Source organism: Arthrobacter sp. UYCu723 (assembly GCF_054059215.1).
The window spans coordinates 2,579,894-2,598,756 of record NZ_JBSSBW010000001.1 but is presented as its reverse complement, the minus strand read 5'-3'; the positions used below and the strand labels follow the sequence as shown (position 1 = coordinate 2,598,756).

General features: G+C 67.7%; 14 protein-coding genes and 2 pseudogenes. 6 read left to right on the top strand and 10 right to left on the bottom strand.

Annotation, left to right across the window (positions count from 1 at the left end; translation table 11 throughout):
* Positions 1-103: 103 nt before the first annotated feature.
* Positions 104-1,541, bottom strand: a pseudogene (locus tag ACVWZ8_RS12185) (FAD-dependent oxidoreductase).
* A gap of 164 nt (positions 1,542-1,705) precedes the next feature.
* Here ACVWZ8_RS12185 and rarD point away from each other — a divergent pair.
* Complete coding sequence (gene rarD, locus ACVWZ8_RS12180) at positions 1,706-2,746, top strand: EamA family transporter RarD (RefSeq protein ID WP_456505944.1); 1,041 nt, start codon at positions 1,706-1,708, stop codon at positions 2,744-2,746.
* 135 nt (positions 2,747-2,881) lie between these two features.
* Here rarD and ACVWZ8_RS12175 read toward each other — a convergent pair whose 3' ends face one another.
* Entirely contained in the window at positions 2,882-3,754 is an 873-nt protein-coding gene (locus tag ACVWZ8_RS12175; protein ID WP_456504788.1) for a universal stress protein, read from the bottom strand.
* A 200-nt stretch (positions 3,755-3,954) separates the two neighbouring features.
* Between ACVWZ8_RS12175 and ACVWZ8_RS12170 the strand changes: the two genes are divergently transcribed.
* A complete protein-coding gene (locus ACVWZ8_RS12170; protein WP_456504787.1) occupies positions 3,955-4,749 on the top strand; it encodes an AMIN-like domain-containing (lipo)protein in 795 nt (264 codons plus the stop codon).
* Between the two features lie 111 nt (positions 4,750-4,860).
* Here the strand turns inward: ACVWZ8_RS12170 and gabT are convergent, their stop codons facing one another.
* A complete protein-coding gene (gene gabT, locus ACVWZ8_RS12165; protein WP_456504786.1) occupies positions 4,861-6,216 on the bottom strand; it encodes a 4-aminobutyrate--2-oxoglutarate transaminase in 1,356 nt (451 codons plus the stop codon).
* A gap of 103 nt (positions 6,217-6,319) precedes the next feature.
* A complete protein-coding gene (locus ACVWZ8_RS12160) occupies positions 6,320-7,750 on the bottom strand; it encodes a gamma-aminobutyraldehyde dehydrogenase (protein WP_456504785.1) in 1,431 nt (476 codons plus the stop codon).
* 143 nt (positions 7,751-7,893) lie between these two features.
* Here ACVWZ8_RS12160 and ACVWZ8_RS12155 point away from each other — a divergent pair, with 143 nt between their 5' ends.
* From ACVWZ8_RS12155 to ACVWZ8_RS12140, 4 genes are all read left to right on the top strand, one after another.
* Positions 7,894-9,336: a PucR family transcriptional regulator gene (locus ACVWZ8_RS12155; protein ID WP_426979111.1), complete on the top strand. Its 1,443-nt coding sequence runs from the start codon at positions 7,894-7,896 to the stop codon at positions 9,334-9,336.
* A gap of 110 nt (positions 9,337-9,446) precedes the next feature.
* Positions 9,447-10,703, top strand: a complete 1,257-nt coding sequence (locus ACVWZ8_RS12150; RefSeq protein ID WP_426979112.1) for an MFS transporter — start codon at positions 9,447-9,449, stop codon at positions 10,701-10,703.
* The gene (locus tag ACVWZ8_RS12145) at positions 10,700-11,380 is read left to right on the top strand and encodes a FadR/GntR family transcriptional regulator (RefSeq protein WP_426979113.1); all 681 of its coding nucleotides are present in this window, start codon (positions 10,700-10,702) and stop codon (positions 11,378-11,380) included. The genes ACVWZ8_RS12150 and ACVWZ8_RS12145 overlap by 4 nt, the downstream gene beginning before the upstream one ends.
* Positions 11,381-11,729: 349 nt before the next feature.
* Complete coding sequence (locus ACVWZ8_RS12140) at positions 11,730-12,557, top strand: DUF1206 domain-containing protein (protein ID WP_426979114.1); 828 nt, start codon at positions 11,730-11,732, stop codon at positions 12,555-12,557.
* A gap of 27 nt (positions 12,558-12,584) precedes the next feature.
* On the opposite strand, the pseudogene ACVWZ8_RS12135 reads toward ACVWZ8_RS12140, so the two are convergent.
* From ACVWZ8_RS12135 to ACVWZ8_RS12110, 6 genes and pseudogenes are all read right to left on the bottom strand, one after another.
* Positions 12,585-13,578 (bottom strand): annotated as a pseudogene (locus ACVWZ8_RS12135) (DNA topoisomerase IB).
* Positions 13,579-13,625: 47 nt separating this feature from the next.
* Complete coding sequence (locus tag ACVWZ8_RS12130; RefSeq protein WP_426979116.1) at positions 13,626-15,089, bottom strand: FAD-dependent oxidoreductase; 1,464 nt, start codon at positions 15,087-15,089, stop codon at positions 13,626-13,628.
* A 116-nt stretch (positions 15,090-15,205) separates the two neighbouring features.
* Positions 15,206-16,477, bottom strand: a complete 1,272-nt coding sequence (gene cobA / locus ACVWZ8_RS12125) for a uroporphyrinogen-III C-methyltransferase (protein WP_456504784.1) — start codon at positions 16,475-16,477, stop codon at positions 15,206-15,208.
* A gap of 213 nt (positions 16,478-16,690) precedes the next feature.
* Positions 16,691-16,987, bottom strand: coding sequence for a putative quinol monooxygenase (locus tag ACVWZ8_RS12120; protein ID WP_426979119.1), 297 nt, complete (start codon positions 16,985-16,987; stop codon positions 16,691-16,693).
* A gap of 170 nt (positions 16,988-17,157) precedes the next feature.
* Positions 17,158-18,135 carry an ABC transporter permease gene (locus ACVWZ8_RS12115; protein ID WP_426979120.1) on the bottom strand — a complete coding sequence of 326 codons (978 nt, stop codon included), beginning with the start codon at positions 18,133-18,135 and terminating at the stop codon, positions 17,158-17,160.
* The gene (locus ACVWZ8_RS12110; RefSeq protein ID WP_426979121.1) at positions 18,125-18,850 is read right to left on the bottom strand and encodes an ABC transporter ATP-binding protein; all 726 of its coding nucleotides are present in this window, start codon (positions 18,848-18,850) and stop codon (positions 18,125-18,127) included. The genes ACVWZ8_RS12115 and ACVWZ8_RS12110 overlap by 11 nt, the downstream gene beginning before the upstream one ends.
* Positions 18,851-18,863 lie beyond the last annotated feature (13 nt).

Here is an 18,863-nt window from a genome sequence, read left to right as displayed (position 1 = left end):
GAGCCGGAGCCGGAGCCCGACGACAAGGATGCCCGGGGTGCCTGGCCTGCAGCCCCCTCGTCACACCTGGCATCGAGGACACCGGCACCGGCGTGCAGCGGGACTAACTGCGGGAGATCTCGACCATGTCCTCGCGGGGCACCACCTTGACGCGTTCCCGCACGATGCCGCTGGCGTCCTCCGAACTGGACCACTCCTCGCCCAGCGCCAGTTCGTGGGCGTCGAGCTTGATCCAGCCTTCCCACGTCGTATACTCGATGCCCCGCTCCTCGAGGAGATCGATGATGGCCTGCGGGTCCGGGTTCTGCGCCGGCGGCAGGGTCAGCCGGTCCTCGAGCAGGAAGCCGATGGTCTCGAGCGCGTCGCCCTTGGTGTGGCCAATCAGGCCCACGGGTCCGCGCTTAATCCAGCCGGTGGCGTAGATCCCGGGGACCGGATTGCCCTCGGCGTCGAGCACGCGCCCGCCCTCGTTGGGGATGACGCCGCGGCGCGCGTCGTATTCCAGTTCGTCCAGCGGCGAGCCGTGGTAGCCGATCGCCCGGTAGACGGCCTGGACCGGGTAGTCGAGGAATTCGCCCGTGCCCTTGACGCTGCCGGTGCCGTCCAGCTGCATCCGCTCGAACTTGATGCCGGCCACCTTGCCGGGGTTGGCGGCGTCGTCGTAGATCTCGACCGGACTGTGCAGGAAATGCAGGTGCAGCCGGCGGGAGGACGGCTCCTCGGCCTCGGCGTGCTCCTCGACGAGCCAGTTCGTCAGCGTGTTGACCATGGTGCGGATCTGGTTGTTGCTGCGGATGGCCTCGTCGGAGGTTTCGTCGAACTCGAAGTCCTCCGGGTACAGGACGATGTCCACATCCCTGGCGTGGCTGAGTTCGCGCAGTTCCAGCGGGGTGAACTTCACCTGGGCCGGCCCGCGGCGGCCGAACACATGCACGTCGGTGACCGGGGAATTCTTGAGGGCCTGGTACACGTTGTCCGGGATCTCGGTGACGAGCAGTTCGTCCGCGTGCTTGACCAGCATGCGGGCCACGTCCAGGGCCACGTTGCCGTTGCCGATCACCGCGATTTCCTTGGCGTCCAGCGACCACTCGCGGGACACATCCGGGTGTCCGTCGTACCAGGAAACGAAGTCAGCCCCGCCGAAGGAGCCCTCGAGCTCGATGCCGGGGATATCGAGCTCCGCGTCCTTGATGGCCCCGGTGGAGAAGATCACGGCGTCGTAGAAGGCGCGGAAGTCGTGCAGGGTCAGGTCGTGGCCGTAGGTGACGTTGCCGAGGAAGCGGATGTCCCCGCGGTCCAGGACCTTGTGCAGGGCGTTGACGATGCCCTTGATCCGGGGATGGTCCGGGGCCACGCCGTAGCGGATCAGCCCGTACGGCGCCGGGTACGCCTCGAAGAGGTCGATGCTGACCTCGAAATCGCCGTCCTTGACTTCATTGGACTTCGTCAGGATGTCCGCGGCGTAGACGCCGGGCCGGTCCCGCGCCGACAATCGCAACGCGGAGCGGACGTTTGGACGTGGTTTCGGCCGGGTTGGACAACGGGAGCCCTTCTGAGTCTTAGCGGCAGCGCCGGTTGATGCAGCGCACAATCCCCTATTCTAAATGTCCGCAGGAACCCGTGGGGCCCTCCGTGACTGAGATCGCAGGGATCCGCGCCCTCCGCGGGAATAAAAGGCAGGAATAGGGGCACGGCAGGTGGTGTTATTGATCTTGTGCCTAAACCCGACGGATCCTCCTCCCCAACCACGCTGACCGCCCCGGGTGCGCCAGCACCCTCGGGAAGCCCGTCGCCGCAGCAACCGGCGGCGCTCAAGGCCGTGGACAAGGACACGACGGCGGGCGTCCTGTTCGGGATCGGCGCTTACGGGCTGTGGGGGCTGCTCCCGCTGTATTTCTTCGTGCTGGCACCGGCCGGCGCTGTCGAGATCGTGGCCAACCGTGTGGTGTGGTCGCTGCTTTTCTGCACCCTGCTGGTCACGATCACCCGGTCCTGGCGGGTACTCGGAGCCGCTTTCCGGAATCGCACGGTGATCGGCCCGCTCTCCATCGCGGCCGGGCTGATCGCGGTGAACTGGCTGACCTACACTTACGGCGTGACCACCGGCCAGGCCGTGGAAGCCTCGCTGGGCTACTTCATCAATCCGCTGGTCTCCGTGCTGCTGGGCGTCTTCGTCCTGAAGGAGAAGCTGCGCCGGCTGCAGTGGGCCGCCGTCGTGATCGGCTTCATAGCCGTCGGCGTCCTGACGGTCTCCTACGGGAAGCTGCCGTGGATTGCCTTGACCCTGGCGCTGAGCTTCGGCCTCTACGGCTTCGTCAAGAAGCGGGTGGGACCGCGTGCGGATGCGATCACCAGCCTCACCGTCGAGACCATCGTGCTGGCTCCGCTCGCCGCCGCCACCATGATCTTCCTCGGTGTCAGCGGAGCCGCGACGCTCGGCACCCATGGCGCCGGTCACTTCTGGCTGCTCGCGGCGTCGGGCATCATTACCGCAGTGCCGCTGCTGTTCTTCGGCGCCTCCGCCCGCCGCCTGCCCATGACCACGATCGGCCTGCTCCAGTACTTTGCCCCGGTCCTGCAGTTCATCGTGGCGCTGGCCGTTTTCCAGGAAACCATGACCACGGACCGCTGGATCGGTTTCGGCGTCGTCTGGCTTGCGCTGCTGGTGCTCACCGTGGACATGCTGCGGACCGCACGGAAGAATTCCGTCATCCGGAAGCTGGCCCGGGCTCGGGCCGCCGCCTGAGCCCCAGCACACCCCCCGCACACCCCACACAACCCCGCACACCCCCGGCGAACGTACATTTCGCACCCCGTTTTGGCTGAAAACCGGGCCTGAAGTGTCCGTTCGCGCAGTTGGGGTTCGCGCAGGGGTGGTTGGTCAGAGCTCCGGGCTGGCATCGACCCCTTCGTAGTCCCGCGGGACCACCACCATCGGAACCGGCAGGGCGCGCAGCACCTTGTTGGCGGTGCTGCCGATGAAGAGCTTGTGCTTTTCCGCCAGCCGGGACGAGCCCACGATCATGATCTCGCCGTCGTCCCACTCAAGGTCGTCGATCGCTTCCTCGATGGTCCTGCCGTGCGCGACTTCAACGTTCACGGGGTGCCCGGCTGGGAGCCGGTGGGAGGCGTCGGTGAGGACGGTGTTGGCGTGGATATGGGCAGCGTTGATGTTCTCGCCGCTGTCTCCTTCGGCGTCGAGCTCCACAAGAGAGACAAGCCGCAGCGGGACGCCGCGGCGTTCTGCGGATTTGATCGCGGCGCCGATGGCAGCCTCCGCGCCGGTGCGCTGGCCCACCGCGAGGGTCAGCCGCGTGATGGGCTCCGTGCGCCGGTAGCCGCGCGGCGCCAGTGCCACCGGCACAGGCGAGGCATGGAGCAGGGCGTTGGCCACACTTCCCACGCTGTACCGCTTGAACAGGCCGTTGCTCGCCGCGCCCACCACGATCAGGCCTGCCTTGTACTCCACTGCCGCATCAATCAGGCCCGCCGCGAACGACTCCGCCGGAAGGTCGTGGAACCGGGCCTCCAGCCCCTCCGGTACCAGGGACAGTCCTTCGCGCTCCACGCTGAGCACTTTCTGTTCAGCGGCGTCGACGCGGCTTCTCTCCAGACTCGGGGCGAGGGAGGGGGCACGCCGGTCCACCACATGAACCAGATCAAGGTCCGCCCCCAGGGCACGGGCCATGGCCGAGGCCAGGGCGACGGCGTCGGCCCCGCGTTCGTTGGGTGTATAGCCGACTACGTATCGCATGTATGAACCCCTTATGGGTCTGGGCAGAAGCCAGCTTTGCTCCGGGGATTCCGGGCGACGTCGGCCGGTCTCTGCGTTCCTGCAGTGGTAGGAACGACTCTAGCCCAGCGGCGCGGAATAGCCCGTGATAATTCGTGACTTTTGGCCCTGAGCAGGGGAATCTTCCACGCCTAGGCTGGAATGGTCGAGGGGAGCCCGCCGTGGGTGCGATCAGAGCGCAGAAAACCGCAGCAAGGAACGTCGGATTGGGGTTGCTGGCACTGCTGCTGACTCTCACAGCCTGTACCCCGTCCACACCACCACCCGGCGGAAGCAGCCAGGCCACGGGCTCCGCCTCGGCATCGTCTGCCGCCGCACCGTCTGCCGCGGCACCGTCCGCGACCGCCAGCGTGCCGGGCGACACCGACGAAACCGGGCCGCCGCAGACCGGCGATAAGGTGATTTCCTCCAAGATCGCCCTCGACTGGTCCTGGCCAGGCCCGGGACGGCCCTTCAAGGCCACGCATGAGAACCCGGTGCCGATTTCTCCGCCGCCAGCGGCCCCGCTGCCCACGCTCGCCGCGATCGGGGCAGGCCAGCATCCGGCGGAGACTCCGCCCTTCGACCAGCTCAGCTTCCGGTTTAGCGGCGGTTTCCCCAGCTACGACGTTGTGTTTGTTCCCGAACTGCTCGCCGACGGCAGCGGACTGCCCGTCCCGCTGCCGGGCACCGGCGCGATCCTCCGGGTCGTCTTCCGCGGCGCCCAGGCGCACACGGCGGACGGCACGGCGAGCACTGTCAAGAGCGCTCCGGCGCCCAACATCGGCTACAAGGCCCTCACCAGCTACGCCCCGGCCGGCGACTTCGAAGGCGTGCTCAGCTACGGAATCGGTGTGGGCCGTCCGATGGGAACCGTTCCGGAAACCAAGGTGCGCGTATACGAGGTCGAAAAGATCGAACAAGGGCAGCACCTGTATGTCGTGGCAATCCAGCTGGACTCCACGCAGTGGAAATAGCAGCAGTGGTGATAACAGAGTGTAAATAACACCGCGGGAATAACACCGCGAGATAGCAGAAGAGCCGCGGACCCAAAGCTGGTCCGCGGCTCGGCTGCTATTTCCGGCCTGTCAGGCGTTGGCCTTGATGGCCGCGGCCAGGACGTCGAGTCCGTCCAGCAGCAGCTCGTCACTGATGACCAGCGGGGGCAGCAGCCGGATGACGTTGCCGTAGGTGCCGCAGGTGAGGATGATGACACCCTCCTTGAGGCAGGCGGCGGCGACGGCCTTGGTCAGCTCCGGGTTCGGTTCCTTCGAGCCGGCCTGGACCAGTTCGATCGCGAGCATGGCGCCGCGGCCGCGGACGTCCCCGATCACGGACTGCTCGACGGCGAGCTCGCGCAGCTTGCCGAGGGCGATCTCCTCGATGCGCCGGGCGCGGCCGTTGAGGTCGTACTGCTCCATCGAGCCGATCGAGGCCAGTGCCGCGGCGCACGCCACCGGGTTGCCGCCGTACGTGCCGCCGAGGCCGCCCGGGTGGACGGCGTCGAGGAGGTCGGCGCGGCCGGTGATGGCGGACAGCGGCATGCCGCCGGCGATGCCCTTGGCCATGGTGATGATGTCCGGGACGACGCCCTCGTGGTTCACGGCGAACCATTCACCGGTTCGGCAGAAGCCGGACTGGACCTCATCGGCGATGAAGACGATGCCCTTGTCCTTGGCCCAGGCCGCGAGCGCCGGCAGGAAACCCTCGGCCGGGACAATGAAGCCGCCCTCGCCCTGGATGGGTTCGATGATGATCGCGGCCACCTGCTCGCCGCCGATCTGCTTCTCGATCATGGTGATGGCGCGCTTGGCGGCCTCGGCGCCGGTGATCTCCGGGTTTTCCTCGCGGAACGGGTAGCTCATCGGCATGCGGTAGACCTCGGGGGCGAACGGGCCGAAGTTGGTCTTGTACGGCATGGCCTTGGCGGTCAGCGCCATGGTCAGGTTGGTGCGGCCGTGGTAGGCGTGGTCGAACGCGACGACGGCGTTGCGGCCGGTGGCCAGGCGGGCCACCTTGACGGCGTTTTCCACGGCCTCGGCACCGGAGTTGAAGAGCACAGTTCGCTTCTCGTGGTCGCCCGGGGTGAGGCGGTTCAGCTGCTCGGCGACGGCGACATAGCCTTCGTACGGCGTGACCATGAAGCAGGTGTGGGTGAAGTGCTCCACGGCCTCCTTGACGGCGCCGACGACGGCCGGATCCGAGGCGCCGACGCTCGTCACGGCGATGCCGGAGCCGAGGTCGATGAAGGAGTTGCCGTCGACGTCGTGGATGATTCCGCCGTCGGCGTCGGCGACGAACACGGGAACGCTGGATGCGACGCCGGCGGCCACGACGGCCTTGCGGCGCTCGGTCAGGGCGAGGGACTTGGGGCCCGGGAAATCTGCCTGGACGCGGCGTTTCTGCTCAAGACGGTAGGTGATGTCATGTGCGGTGGTGGTCATGGGAAAGCCTTTCTAAGCGTGCGGGTTAGGCGCCTAAGTTATGCATCGGGGTTAGGCATCTGGGTCATGCGATTGGGTCATGCGACTGGGTTACGCGACTGAGTTATGCATCAAGTGCGGACATGACGTGCTTGATGCGGGTGTAGTCCTCGACGCCGTACATGGACAGGTCCTTGCCGTAGCCGGACTGCTTGAAGCCTCCGTGCGGCATTTCGGCGGTGAGCAGGATGTGGGTGTTAATCCAGACGGCACCGAAGTCCAGGTCGCGGCTGACGCGCATGGCCGTACCGTGGTCGGTGGTCCAGACGCTCGAGGCCAGGGCGTACTCGACGTCGTTGGCCAGCTCGATGGCCTCTTCCTCCGTGCTGAACTTCTGCACGGTGATGACGGGTCCGAAGGTTTCCTTCTGGACGATGTCGTCACTCTGCTTGGCCCCGGTGACGATGGTGGGCTCGAAGAAGAAGCCCTTGTCACCGGCGCGGTGGCCGCCGGTCTCGATCTTGCAGTTTGCCGGCAGGTGCTCGATCACCGAGGTCACGGCGTTGAAGTGGTTGACGTTATTCAGCGGGCCGAAGTAGTTGTCCTCGTCGTTCTGCGAGCCGGTGTGCAGGGTCTTGGTGTGTTCCACCATGGCTGCCACGACGTCGTCGTGCACTTCGTCCTGGACCAGCACGCGGGTGATTGCGGTGCAGTCCTGGCCGGCGTTGAAGAAGGCGAATTCGGCGATGGCCGCGGCGCTCTTCTTGATGTCCGCGTCCTTGAAGACGATGGCAGGGGCTTTGCCGCCGAGCTCCAGGTGCGCGCGCTTGAGACCCTTGGCGGCACCGGAGGCGACGGCGATGCCGGCGCGGACGGAGCCGGTGATGGAGACGAGTCCGGGGACCTTGTGGTCCACCATCATGGCGCCGGTCTCGCCGGTGCCGAGGACGACGTTGAGCACACCGGCCGGGAAGATCCCGCCGGCGAGGCGGGCCAGAACCAGGGTGGACTCGGGGGTGGTGTCCGAGGGCTTGAGCACCACGGTGTTGCCAGCCGCCAGGGCGGGGCCGATCTTCCAGACGGCCATCAGGAACGGGTAGTTCCACGGCGCCACCTGGGCCACCACGCCGATCGGCTCGCGCCGGACGTAGGAGGTGTGGCCCTCGAAGTACTCCCCGGCGGACTTGCCTTCCATGATGCGTGCGGCTCCGGCAAAGAAGCGCAGCTGGTCCGCGCCGGCGGCAACCTCCTCGGAGGCGATCAGGGAGCGGACCTGCCCGGTGTTGCGGTGCTGGGCCTCCACGAGCTCGTCGCTGTGCGCCTCCACGGCGTCGGCCAGCTTGAGCAACATGAGCTGGCGCTGCCCCGGCGTCGTGTGCTTCCAGCTCTTGAAGGCATCCCTCGCGGCGGTCATGGCGGCGTCGACGTCGGTCTGCACCGAGACGGGTGACTTCGCCACCACGTCACCGTTCGTGGGATTGACGATGTCCAGCATGCCGGTGCCGGCGGGCGTGACAAATTCGCCGTTGATGAAGTTCTGCAAGGTTTGAACCACGGTGTACAACCTCTTTCGCGCTGAAGGGCCCTAATTAGACTGCTCCGAGCCTATGCCAGGCCTGCGGGGCTGGGAATAGTCACCTGCACACCGTTGCCGCGATACTTTAGTGCGCTTGACCAGCCCCCGGCTATCCTGAATCCATGGCCATTTCACTTGCTGCCCTGCTGGGGGTTCCGTCCCTCAAACTGACCAAGGCGGGCCTCGCGGAAACCACCTCGCACCAGGACATCCTCTGGGTCGCCGTCACGGAACAGGAGGACCCGCAGCGGTTCCTCAACGGCGGCGAACTCGTCCTCACCACCGGCATGCGGCTCCGGAGCGCCCCGGACCAGCGCCGCTTCGTCCGTCAGGTCCAGCGGGCTGGTGCCGTGGGGATCGGCTTCGGAATCGGCCTGACGCACGACGACGTGCCGCCGGCCCTGATCGCCGAGGCCAACCGCTGGGGCCTGCCCGTCGTCGAGGTCCCCTACGAGACGCCCTTCATCGCCATCGGCAAGCTCGTGGCCGACGCCCAGTCCGCGGACCACTACTCCAAGCTCGAGCGGCTCATCGCCGGGCACCAGATCCTCGCCCGGGCCCTCCTCACCGGCGGCGGCCTCGCCGAACTGCTGAAGCACCTCGGTTCCATGCTGCGGACCGAGATTGTGCTGACCCAGTTCACCGCCCAGCTCTACAACAGTGTGGCGGGCAATCCCGCCCCCAGCACCGACGGCTGGGCCTCCTACCCCATCCCGACCGGCCGCCGCGATGCGTGCACCCTCTGGATCAAACAGCCCTTCGAGGACTCCGGCATTGTGGGCTACGCCCAGAACCTGATCAGCGTCGAGCTCAATAACATGGTCAAGCAGCGCCAGTCGCAGCGCGCCCTCGCCGGGCAGGTCCTCGAGGACGTGATCCACGGAACCCTGGATTCCAGCGAAGCCACCCGCCGGCTCGCCGGTATAGGCATCAACAGCACCCGCAAGAATGTGGTGCTGCTCGCCGAGTCGGCGGCGCACCACAAACAGCTCGGAAGCTCCTCACTGCCGCAGCCGCTGGACAAGGCGGTGAGCGCCGTCGTCGGGAAGGACCTGATCGCGGTGATCCCCGACGACGGCAGCGGCGCCAGCGGGCTGGCCCGCAGCCTCAGCGATCATCTGGCCGAAGCCGGCCTGCATGCCACGATCGGGATCGGCGGGTCGTACACAAAACCCAACGGGCTGCGCTGGAGCTATTTCGAAGCCCGCGACGCCGCCAGCCACGGCCTGCCCGTCAACGAACCCGAGCGGCTCAGCCTGACCTCGCTGCTGCTGGCCAGCGAGGATGTTCCGCTGGCGGATATGGCGAACGAGTCGCTGAATCCGCTTCGCAGCTTCGACGCCACGCACGGGGCCGAGCTCATGACCACACTAGAAAGTTACCTCAACAACAACGGCTCGGTAGCCGCCGTCGCCGAGGACCTCACGCTGCACCGGAACACCGTCCGTTACCGGCTGGCCCAGATCACCGAGCTCACCGGCTATGACCCTGCCCAGACGGCGGACCGTGTGCAGTTGTGGCTGGCGCTCGCCGTACAGCGGCTGAGCGCACGCCACCCGCACTGACAAACATCCCCATCCCGATTGGCCGTGGACACCGGTGCAACGGCTGTCCCTGGCCGAGATATTTACCACTTAAATCCGGATCTCAAACATCAAACGTCTAACCTTTAGGTATGGCTAGCAACACGGCGGAGTCCGCCCACCCCGAGACAGCACCCTCCCCCGGCACGGTCCGCGGGCGGCAGCGCGGCGTGGCGGTGGCCGGCGTCGTCGCGATCGTGCTGATCGGGCTCAACCTGCGGGCCGGCATCACCGGGGCGGCTGCCCTGCTTCACGACCTGCAGGCAGTGCTGGGCTACGGACCGCTGATCGGTGCCATCATCCCGTCGATCCCTACGCTGTGTTTCGCGGTGGCCGGCGCCGCCACGTCCTGGCTGACCCGGCAACTCGGACTCGAAAAGGCCATCCTGCTCTCCCTCGTGATGCTGGCCGCAGGACTGGTACTGCGGGGCATCCCGTCCACCGGAATGCTGCTCGCCGGCACTGTGGTGGGCATGTCGGGGCTGGCCGTGTGCAACGTGGCGATGCCGTCCTTCATCAGGGTGCACTTCGCGGACCGCACGTCCCTCATGACCGCCCTTTACACCGTGACCATGACCACGGGCGCCACGGTCACAGCCGTACTGATCGTCCCCGTGGCGCAGGCGCTCGGATCGCCCTCCGCGGGCGTAGGATCCATCGGCTTCATGGCCCTGTTCGCCTGCCTCGGCTTCCTCCCGATTGCAGTGCATGCCCACCGGAATGCGTCCGCCGTCAAGGCCGCCCGGGTTTCCCCCTGGCCCCTGCTGCGCACCCGGACCGGAGCACTGATCACCCTCGGCTTCACGGTCCAGGCACTCCTGGCCTACGCCATCATGAGCTGGTTCCCGTACATGCTCGTGACAATGGGGATGACCGCTTCCGCGAGCGGGCTCATGTTCGGGCTGATGCAGCTCGTCTCCGTCCCCGCCGGCATGGTGCTGGTGGCAATCGGATCCCGCCCGCGCAGGCTGCGGGGCGCGTTCCATCTGGCCACCGTGACTATGGCGCTCGGCGTCCTGGCGATGCTGGTCCTGCCGGTCGACTGGGCGCCCCTGACGGCGGTACTGCTCGGCTTCGGGCTCGGCATCTTCCCGCTGGTCATGGTGATGATCAGCCGCAGCGGCCGCACCACCGAGGAGACCACGGCACTGTCCACCGTGGCCCAGTCCGCCGGGTATCTGCTGGCCACCCTCGGGCCCTTCGGCATGGGCCTGCTGCACAGCGCCACCGGCTCCTGGACACTGCCGTTGATCCTGCTGCTGGCTGTGGCCCTCGGCCAGATCGCCGTCGGCCAGCTCCTCACGGACCGGCCCAAAACTCCGCAGTCCGCCGAAAGGACTCCGCGATGACCCTCACCGCTTCGCACCGGCCCCCGCTGGTGGACGAAATCACCGCCAAGCTGCGGGCGCTGATCCACTCGGGCGAGTGGCCGCTGCAGCAGCGCATCCCGGCGGAACCGGAACTGACGGCTGCCTTCGGCGTCTCCCGCGGCACCCTGCGCGAGGCCATCAAGGCGCTGGCCCACAGCGGAATGCTTGAGGTCCGCCGCGGGGACGGCACCTACGTTCGGGCCACCAGCGAGATTGCCGGTGCCACGCAGCGCCTGTATCTGGACCACTCCCAAGTGCACATCCTCGAGGTCCGGGTGGGCCTGGACACCCAAGCGGCCCGGCTCGCCGCCCGCCATGCGACGGCCGACGCCGTCACCGCCATGCGCGAGCTGCTCGCCGCTCGCCGCGTTGCCTGGCTGGCCGAGGACTACCCCGCCTGGGCCCGTGCCGAATGGGACTTCCACGTGCTGGTGGCACAGGCCTCGGCGAATCCCCTGCTGCATGAGCTGTACGTCAGCTTCGGCGTCGTATTCCACAATGATCTCCTCCGGCAGCAGCGCCGGGGAGGCTTCAACGGCCTGCCGCATGAAGGCCACGGCGAACTGGTGGAGGCGATCGCAGTCCGGAACGAGGCGGCCGCCGTCGAAAGCGTCACCCGGAACCTGAATTCCTGCGCGGACTGGCTCCGGGAGTAGCTGCCTAGGGTTTCTCCAAGGTCGCCGGATGATGCTCAGTCCCAGCGGTACGCCCCCGACCCAGACCTGCTGGCGGACGGCAATATTATCGGCCTCGTCAACGCCGAATCAGACGGCCGGCTCCTGCGCCCAGCAGCAGGGGCCCGGCACGACAAAGGCCTCCGGGCCGGAACCGACGTTCCGTCCGGAGGCCTTTGTGTTGCTCCAACGATCAGCGCGCGAGACCCTTGAAGGCGTTCCTGGGGCGCTGCATTTCGCCGTGCTTGGCGCCGAGCAGAGCACCCAACCGGCGGCCTCATTGTCTGCACGGCTGACTGGGGAAATATTGACCGGCGGGACGGCGGGCTGAATGTCAGATCACGAAACTGCCATCGGAGAAGCTGCCGACGCCGCCGAGGCGGCGTCCAACAGCACCGTGCTCGACGTCGTCGCGCGTTCGGGTTTTGCTGTGATGGCGCTGCTTCATATCGTGATCGGGGCCATCGCCGTCGCCCTGGTCCTGGGCGCCCCGGGCCAGGCCGAACCGACCGGCGCCATCGAACAGCTCGCGGCCAACGCCTGGGGTCCAGCCGTGATGTGGGCGGCGTGCATCGCCTGCGCCGGGCTCTCGCTCTGGCAGCTGAGCGAAGCGACCCTGCGGGCCCGCCATCTCCCGCGGGGCGAACGGCTGGGCAAGCTCCTTTCCTCCGGCTTCCTCAGCATCGCGTACGGCAGCGTCGGGCTGAGTTTCGCCGGCTTTGCGCTCGGCAACCGCGGCGATTCGGGTGACTCGACCCGGGATTTCAGCACCGCGCTGGTGCAGAGCCCGTTCGGGGTTCCGCTCCTGATCGGCCTCGGGCTGACCATCATCGGGATCGGGGTGTACTTCATCGTCAAGGGTGTCGGAAAGAAGTTCAAGGATGAGCTGCACCACTTCGAAGGGACGCACCGCGGACACCTGGTCAGTGCCCTCGGCGTGGCCGGCCACATTGCCAAGGGCGTGGCGCTGATCCTGACCGGGCTGTTGTTCGTCATCGCGGCGGCGACCAACAATCCCGGCTCGTCCACGGGGCTGGACGGCAGCCTGAAGGCCCTGTTGGGGCACCCCTTCGGCCCGTACCTGCTCCTGGCGATCGGGGCGGGGTTTATTGCCTACGGGGCATTCGCGCTGATCCGGGCTCGTTTCGGCCGGATGTAGCGGCGTCTCATCCTGCGTAGCTTCGGGCTAGCTCACGGCCTTCCGCAGCGGAACCACATCGCCTTCCTGGTACAGCAGGGCGCGGATCTCGGACTCGGCGGAATCCAGCCGTTTCGGGTCAATCGTCTCCCCCGCCGCGAAGTGGTCCAGCAACCGCGGGTCCACATAGCTTTTCCGGGCGATCGACGGCGTGTTGCCCAGGACCGCGGCCGCGTCCTGCATGGCGCGGCTCAGCGCACTTTTCCGGGCCGAGACTTTCGCCTGCGGGCCGCTCTGCGCCAGGCTGACGGCTGCCGCCGCCGTCCCCCGCAGGGTGCGGAAGTCCTTCGCGGTGAAGTCCTCCCCGGTGCGCTCCTTGACATACTCGTTGATGTCCGCGCTCGACACCGGGTGCCAGCTGCGGCCGTCCTTGTAGGCCAGCAACCGGGCGTTCCCGCCGCGCCGCTTGAGGAGCCTCACGACGGCGGCGAGGTCGGCGTCGTCGATCCGTGACTCCCAGGTCTTGCCGCTCTTGGCCGGAAAACTGAGCCTGAGCTCGTCCTTGCGGACCTTGACGTGGGCGCAGAGCATGGTGGCGAGGCCGCGGCTGCCGTTTTCGTTGGTGTAACGCTCCGAGCCGACCCGCAGCGATCCGCTGTCGAGCATCCGAAAGGCGGCCGCCAGTACCCGCTCGCGGCTCAGCCCTTCGGAGCGCAGGTCCATGGTCACCAGGCGGCGGGCGGCCGGCTCGGCCAGCTGGAGCGAACGGTCGAACTTCAGCCGGTCCTTCCGTTCGCGCCAGCTCGGATGGTAGATGTACTGCCGCCGGCCCACCGCGTCGACTCCCGTGGCCTGGATGTGCCCGTTGTCGTACGGGGCAATCCAGACGTCCGTCCAAGCCGGCGGGATCCCGATGCTCTCCAGCCGGTCCCGCACCGCACGGAGGCAGCGTCGACCCGCCCAGGTCCTTGTAGCTGAACCCGGTCCCGGCGGAGACCCTGCGGTAGCCGCGGCCGGACGCGTTGCTGTGACGGAGCCTCATGACGATAAGCCTACTGACCACCGGCGGTGAATGGGCAAGCGCGGCGTTTAGACCTCGACGGCGGCGCCGCGTGAGATCTCCACCATGTCCTCGCGCGGGACGACCTTGATCCGCTCGCGCTGCACGGGGACACCGTGCGAATCGCCGGCCGAAGTGGCCTTCTCGCCCAGGGCCCGCTCGTGCTCGTCCAGAGCCAGCCAGCCTTCCCAGCTGGTGTACTGCACGCCGCGGTTCGCGAGGAGTTCGACGACGGCTTCCGGAGCGGGCGCCGCGGCCAGCGGCAGGTTTTCCCGGTCTTCCAGCAGGTACGTCACGGTTTCCAGGGCGTCGCCCTTGGTGTGGCCGATCAGGCCCACCGGTCCGCGCTTGATCCAGCCGGTGGCGTAGATGCCCGGCACGTGGGAGCCGGAGCCGTCCAGGACCCGCCCGCCGTCGTTCGGGACAACTCCGTTGCTGTGGTCGAACTCGATCTCGGGCAGCGAGGAGCCGAAGTAGCCGATTGCGCGGTAGACGGCTTGGACCGGGTAATCAACAAACTCGCCGGTGCCGCAGGCGTTGCCCGTGCCGTCCAGTTCGGTGCGCTCGAACTTGATGCCGGCGACGCGGCCGGGGGCCTCGGCGTCGTCGTACACCTCAACGGGGCTGTGCAGGAAGTGCAGGTGCAGGCGACGGGAGGCGGTGAGCTCGGAGAGGTCCTCGGGCTGTTCGGCGATCCAGTTGGTCAGGGTGCCCACCATGGTCTTGGTCTGGTTGTTGCTCTGGATCTGGCGGTCCGATTCGGCGTCGAACTCGAAGTCCTCGGCGTAGAGGATGATGTCGACGTCCTTGGAGTGGGACAGTTCGCGCAGTTCCAGCGGGGTGAACTTCACCTGGGCCGGCCCGCGGCGGCCGAACACATGCACGTCGGTGACCGGGGAGGACTTCAGCCCGGCGTAGACGTTGTCGGGGATCTCGGAGACCAGGAGGTCGTCTGCGTGCTTGGAGAGCATGCGGGCCACGTCCAGGGCCACGTTGCCGTTGCCGATCACGGCGACTTCCTTGGCGTCCAGCGGCCATTCGCGGGATACGTCCGGGTGGCCGTCGTACCAGGAGACGAAGTCGGCGCCGCCGTAGGAGCTCTCGAGTTCGATGCCCGGGATGTTCAGGTCCGCGTCCTTGATGGCGCCGGTGGCGAAGATGACGGCGTCGTAGTGGGTGCGAAGGTCCTCCATCGAGAGGTCCGTTCCGTAGTCGACGTTGCCGAAGAATCTGATATCTCCCCGGTCCAGGACTTTGTGCAGCGCGTTGACGATGCCCTTGATGCGCGGGTGGTCCGGGGCCACGCCGTAGCGGATCAGGCCGTAGGGCGCCGGGTAGCGGTCGAAGAGGTCGATGCTCACGGTGAGCTCGCCGCTCCTGACGGCCTCGCTCTTGGTGAGGATGTCCGCGGCGTAGACTCCGGCGGGGCCGGAACCGACGACGGCGACGCGCAGCGGGCGGGCGGCGGTTCCTACGGGGGTGCTGATTGACACGGCTGTGTTCCTTTTGTTCGTTCCGTCCCAACTGGCTCGCATTTGTTGTCGTTTTGACGGCTCAGAACGACAACAACTGCCAGCTAGTTGGGCGGTGGGGCTTGGGCTGGGGCGGGCTATAGGGACAGGACGCGGGGGCTGTTCGGGGTGATGGTGCTGTAGTCGGCGGTCTTGAAGTGCGACGGCGCGAACGGGCTGACGCGGACCACGTCACCGAACACGATCACCGCGGGATTCGCGACGCCGGCGGCCTCCGCCTGGTCCGCGATGGTCTCCAGTGTTCCGATGGTCACCCGCTGGTTCGGCAGGTAGCCATTCTCTACGATGCCAACAGGCGTCTCCGGAGGCAAACCGGCGCGGGCCAGGGAGGCCGCGGAATCGCGCAGCTGGCCCACGCCCATGAGCAGGACCACGGTGTGGTCGGCGCGGGCGGGAACCTCTGAGAGTTCCTCGTGGCCGGTGACCACGCTGAAGCCTTTGGCGAGCCCGCGGTGCGTGACCGGGATGCCGGCGGCGGCCGGGACGGAGATGGCCGAGGTGACTCCGGGAACCACTTCGACCTCGACGCCGTGCTGCCGGCAGAATTCGGCTTCCTCGCCGCCGCGGCCCAAGACGTACGGGTCCCCGCCCTTGAGCCGGACCACGCGGTGGCCCTGCTGGGCTTCGTCGACCAGGATCCGGTTGATCTCGGACTGCGGGACGGGATGGTGGCCGGGGGTTTTGCCGACCTCGATGACGCGGACGTCGGGGGCCAGCTCGTTGAGGAGTTCACGCGGTCCGAGGCGGTCCGCCACGACGACGTCGGCCTGGCCCAGGAGCCGGCGGCCGCGGACGGTGATGAGCCCGGTATCGCCGGGGCCGCCGCCCACAAGGGCCACGGAGCCGGTGGCTGCACCTGTGCCGGAAACACGGTGCCGGCGCAGCGGCAGGTCGCCGGTTTCCAGGGCGGTGGCCACGGCGTCGCGCAGGGCCATGGCGCGGCGCGGGTCTCCGCCGGCGTTCACGGCGATCTTCACGTCATCCACCACCGCGACGGCGGGGGTCCAGGCGGCGGAGGACTCGTGGTCGGAGGCGTTGACGCACCAGATGCGCTGGGACTCGGAGTCAGCGGAGACTTGGGCATCCACCGCGGAGTCGCCGGTGGCGGTCTGGACGAACCAGACGCCGTCGACGTCGGACGGGCGGTAGGTGCGCGGCTCCCAGGCGAGGAGGCCGGCGTCGGCAAGTTCGGCCAGGGCCGGGCTGGCCAGGGGGGCGACGACGGTGACTCGGGCGCCAGCGTCGAGCAGTCCCTTGGCGCGGCGTGCGGCGACGGGGCCGCCGCCTACGACGAGCACGGGGCGGCCGAGAAGGCGCAGCGCCGTGGGGTAAATGTCCTGAATTGCCATGCATCGACGATAGGGCGGTGTCCCAGGGCGGAACAACGGTGCGGAAACACCCGTTCACGCAAGGTAACGCCGCGTCACATAGCTGGGGGCAGCTCCGGGGGCACCCTGGGTAGCGGTCCGGGGGCACTTTGACGGCCGAAGCACCACTTCGAGCTCAAATGACGGTGTGTCCGTGTCAATATGCCCCCGGACGGCAGGACCGCACGCCTGTGCCTACTTCACCGCGATGAGTTCGACCAGTTTGATGTCGGGATCCTTGGCGAGCAGGGACGGGCCATGCTCGCCGAGGGCTGCCGGGATGGCCCCGTTGAGGTGGGCCTGCCGGTCCTCCTCGGTGTCGAAGGTGTCGAAAATGCCGAAGGTGTTCTCGTTGACCCGGAACGCGTACCAGGTCCGCGTACCGGGCTCAGTCAGAACGATCTCCCGGCCGCCGTTGAGGAAGTCCCAGACCTCCTGCTCCTTACCCACTTTGGCCTCGACCAGTGCCAGCAGTCCGAATTTTGGTGCCACGGTTGTCTCCTCAGATTTGGGATGGATCGGCCGCACACCGGCCGGTAGGCGTGAGTCTAGGCCGGTCCCGGGGACCCGACAAGGAGTCCCGGGAGAGCTCCTCCCAAACGCAGCAGAGCCCGACGGCGGTAGTCGCCGTCGGGCTCTGCTGTCGGGTTGCGCCGGGGCGCCTAGCGGGTGCTGCCGGCGAGGAGGCCGCGGCGGCGCAGCAGCCGCTTTTCAATCGGTGCGAAGACGAGCAGTTCGATCAGGATGCCGACGGCGAGGATCAGCAGGATCGCGGACATCACGATGGTCATGTCGGACAGGTCCCGGCCCTGGTTCAGCATGGAGCCCAGGCCAAAGCCGATGGAGCCGCCGACCGCGATGATCTCCGCCGCCATGAGGGAGCGCCAGGAGAAGGCCCAGCCCTGCTTGAGTCCGCCCAGGTAGCCGGGCAACGCGGCCGGGAGGATGATCTGCAGCGCCAGCTGCAGCCGGGAGGCGCCCAGGACCGTGCCGACGCTGCGGTACTGCGGCGGGATCTGGTCCACACCGGAGATCAGCCCGTTGATGATCGAGGGGATGGCGCCCATGAACACCACGAAGTACACCGTGGCGTCGGTCAGGCCGAACCAGATGATGGCCGCCGGCACCCACGCCACGGAGGGCAGCACCTGGAGGCCCGAGATCAGAGGGCCGAAGGCGCGGCGCAGCGGGGCGACCTGGGCCAGCAGGAGCCCCACCGGGGTCGCGATGGCCACGCTGATCAGGAAGCCCACGAGTCCGCGCTGCAGCGAGGTCCAGACGGCCTCCTGCAGCTTGCCTTCGCCCCACAGGGTTCCCAGCTGGCCAAGGACATCCAGCGGACCGGGCACAAGGTCCTGCCGCTTGATCCCCAGCGACACATACCCCTGCCAGACGATCAGCAGGACCACAAGCGCGGCGACAGGAAGCAGGACCCGGCTCCAGTCGATGCGGGCCTTGCCGACCGCGTCGGACTGCAGTGAATCCAGCCCCGCCTCGAGCTCCCGCAGGTCGGCAGGGCCGGTGGAGGACCGGGTGAGGGCGGCGTGGACCTTGCGGGTCCCGGGGTCCGAGCCCGGGATGAGGGACGTCTCGACCGGCTCGGCGGCCTGCGCATAGTGGGACAGAAACTTATTTGGCATGGCGGCGGATCTCCTCGCGTAGCCGGGCGGTAATGACGCCGGTGAGCTGGCCGGCCAGTCCGGCGTCGGTGCGGTGTTCTTCGCTGACCTGCCATTCCTGCACCACGCGGCCGGGCCGTGAGGAGAGCAGGAGCACGCGCTGGCCCAGCCGGACGGCTTCGCGGACGTTGTGGGTGACAAAAACGATGGTGCGGCCGGTTTCCTTCCAGATCCGCTCCAACTCGTCATGGAGCAGGTCCCGCGTGATCGCATCCAAGGCGGCAAAGGGCTCGTCCATCAGGAGCAGCTGCCGGTCCTGGGCCAGCGAGCGGGCCAGTGCCACACGCTGGCGCATCCCGCCGGAAAGTTCGTGCGGGCGTTTGTCCCCCGCGCCGCCCAGGTGCACCAGGTCCAGCAGTTCGTTGGCCTTCACCTTGCGGTCGGCCTTGCCGACGCCGCGCAGCTTCAGGGCCAGTTCGATGTTCTCCCGCGCGTTCAGCCACGGGAACAGCGCCGCGTCCTGGAACATGAAGGCGGCGCCGTCGCTCGGCACCTCGAGGGCGCCCGACGTCGGGGCCTCCAGTCCCGCCATGATGTTGAGCAGGGTGGACTTGCCGCAGCCGGACGCACCGAGCAGGGCGACGAACTCGCCCTGCTCGATGCTGGCGTTGACGTCGTCCAGCACCGGGGCGCCGTCGCCGAAGCGCTTGCCCAGGTTTTCCAGTACGACTGGCATGGTCACGTCCTAA

What these genes read in the sequence shown, in the direction of transcription:
- ACVWZ8_RS12175 (WP_456504788.1), bottom strand. Translation starts at nt 3,754, where the DNA reads ATGCGATACGTAGTCGGCTATACACCCAACGAACGCGGGGCCGACGCC.
- gabT (WP_456504786.1), bottom strand. Translation starts at nt 6,216, where the DNA reads ATGACCACCACCGCACATGACATCACCTACCGTCTTGAGCAGAAACGC.
- ACVWZ8_RS12155 (WP_426979111.1), top strand. Translation starts at nt 7,894, where the DNA reads ATGGCCATTTCACTTGCTGCCCTGCTGGGGGTTCCGTCCCTCAAACTG.
- ACVWZ8_RS12150 (WP_426979112.1), top strand. Translation starts at nt 9,447, where the DNA reads ATGGCTAGCAACACGGCGGAGTCCGCCCACCCCGAGACAGCACCCTCC.
- ACVWZ8_RS12145 (WP_426979113.1), top strand. Translation starts at nt 10,700, where the DNA reads ATGACCCTCACCGCTTCGCACCGGCCCCCGCTGGTGGACGAAATCACC.
- ACVWZ8_RS12140 (WP_426979114.1), top strand. Translation starts at nt 11,730, where the DNA reads ATGTCAGATCACGAAACTGCCATCGGAGAAGCTGCCGACGCCGCCGAG.
- cobA (WP_456504784.1), bottom strand. Translation starts at nt 16,477, where the DNA reads ATGGCAATTCAGGACATTTACCCCACGGCGCTGCGCCTTCTCGGCCGC.
- ACVWZ8_RS12115 (WP_426979120.1), bottom strand. Translation starts at nt 18,135, where the DNA reads ATGCCAAATAAGTTTCTGTCCCACTATGCGCAGGCCGCCGAGCCGGTC.
- ACVWZ8_RS12110 (WP_426979121.1), bottom strand. Translation starts at nt 18,850, where the DNA reads ATGCCAGTCGTACTGGAAAACCTGGGCAAGCGCTTCGGCGACGGCGCC.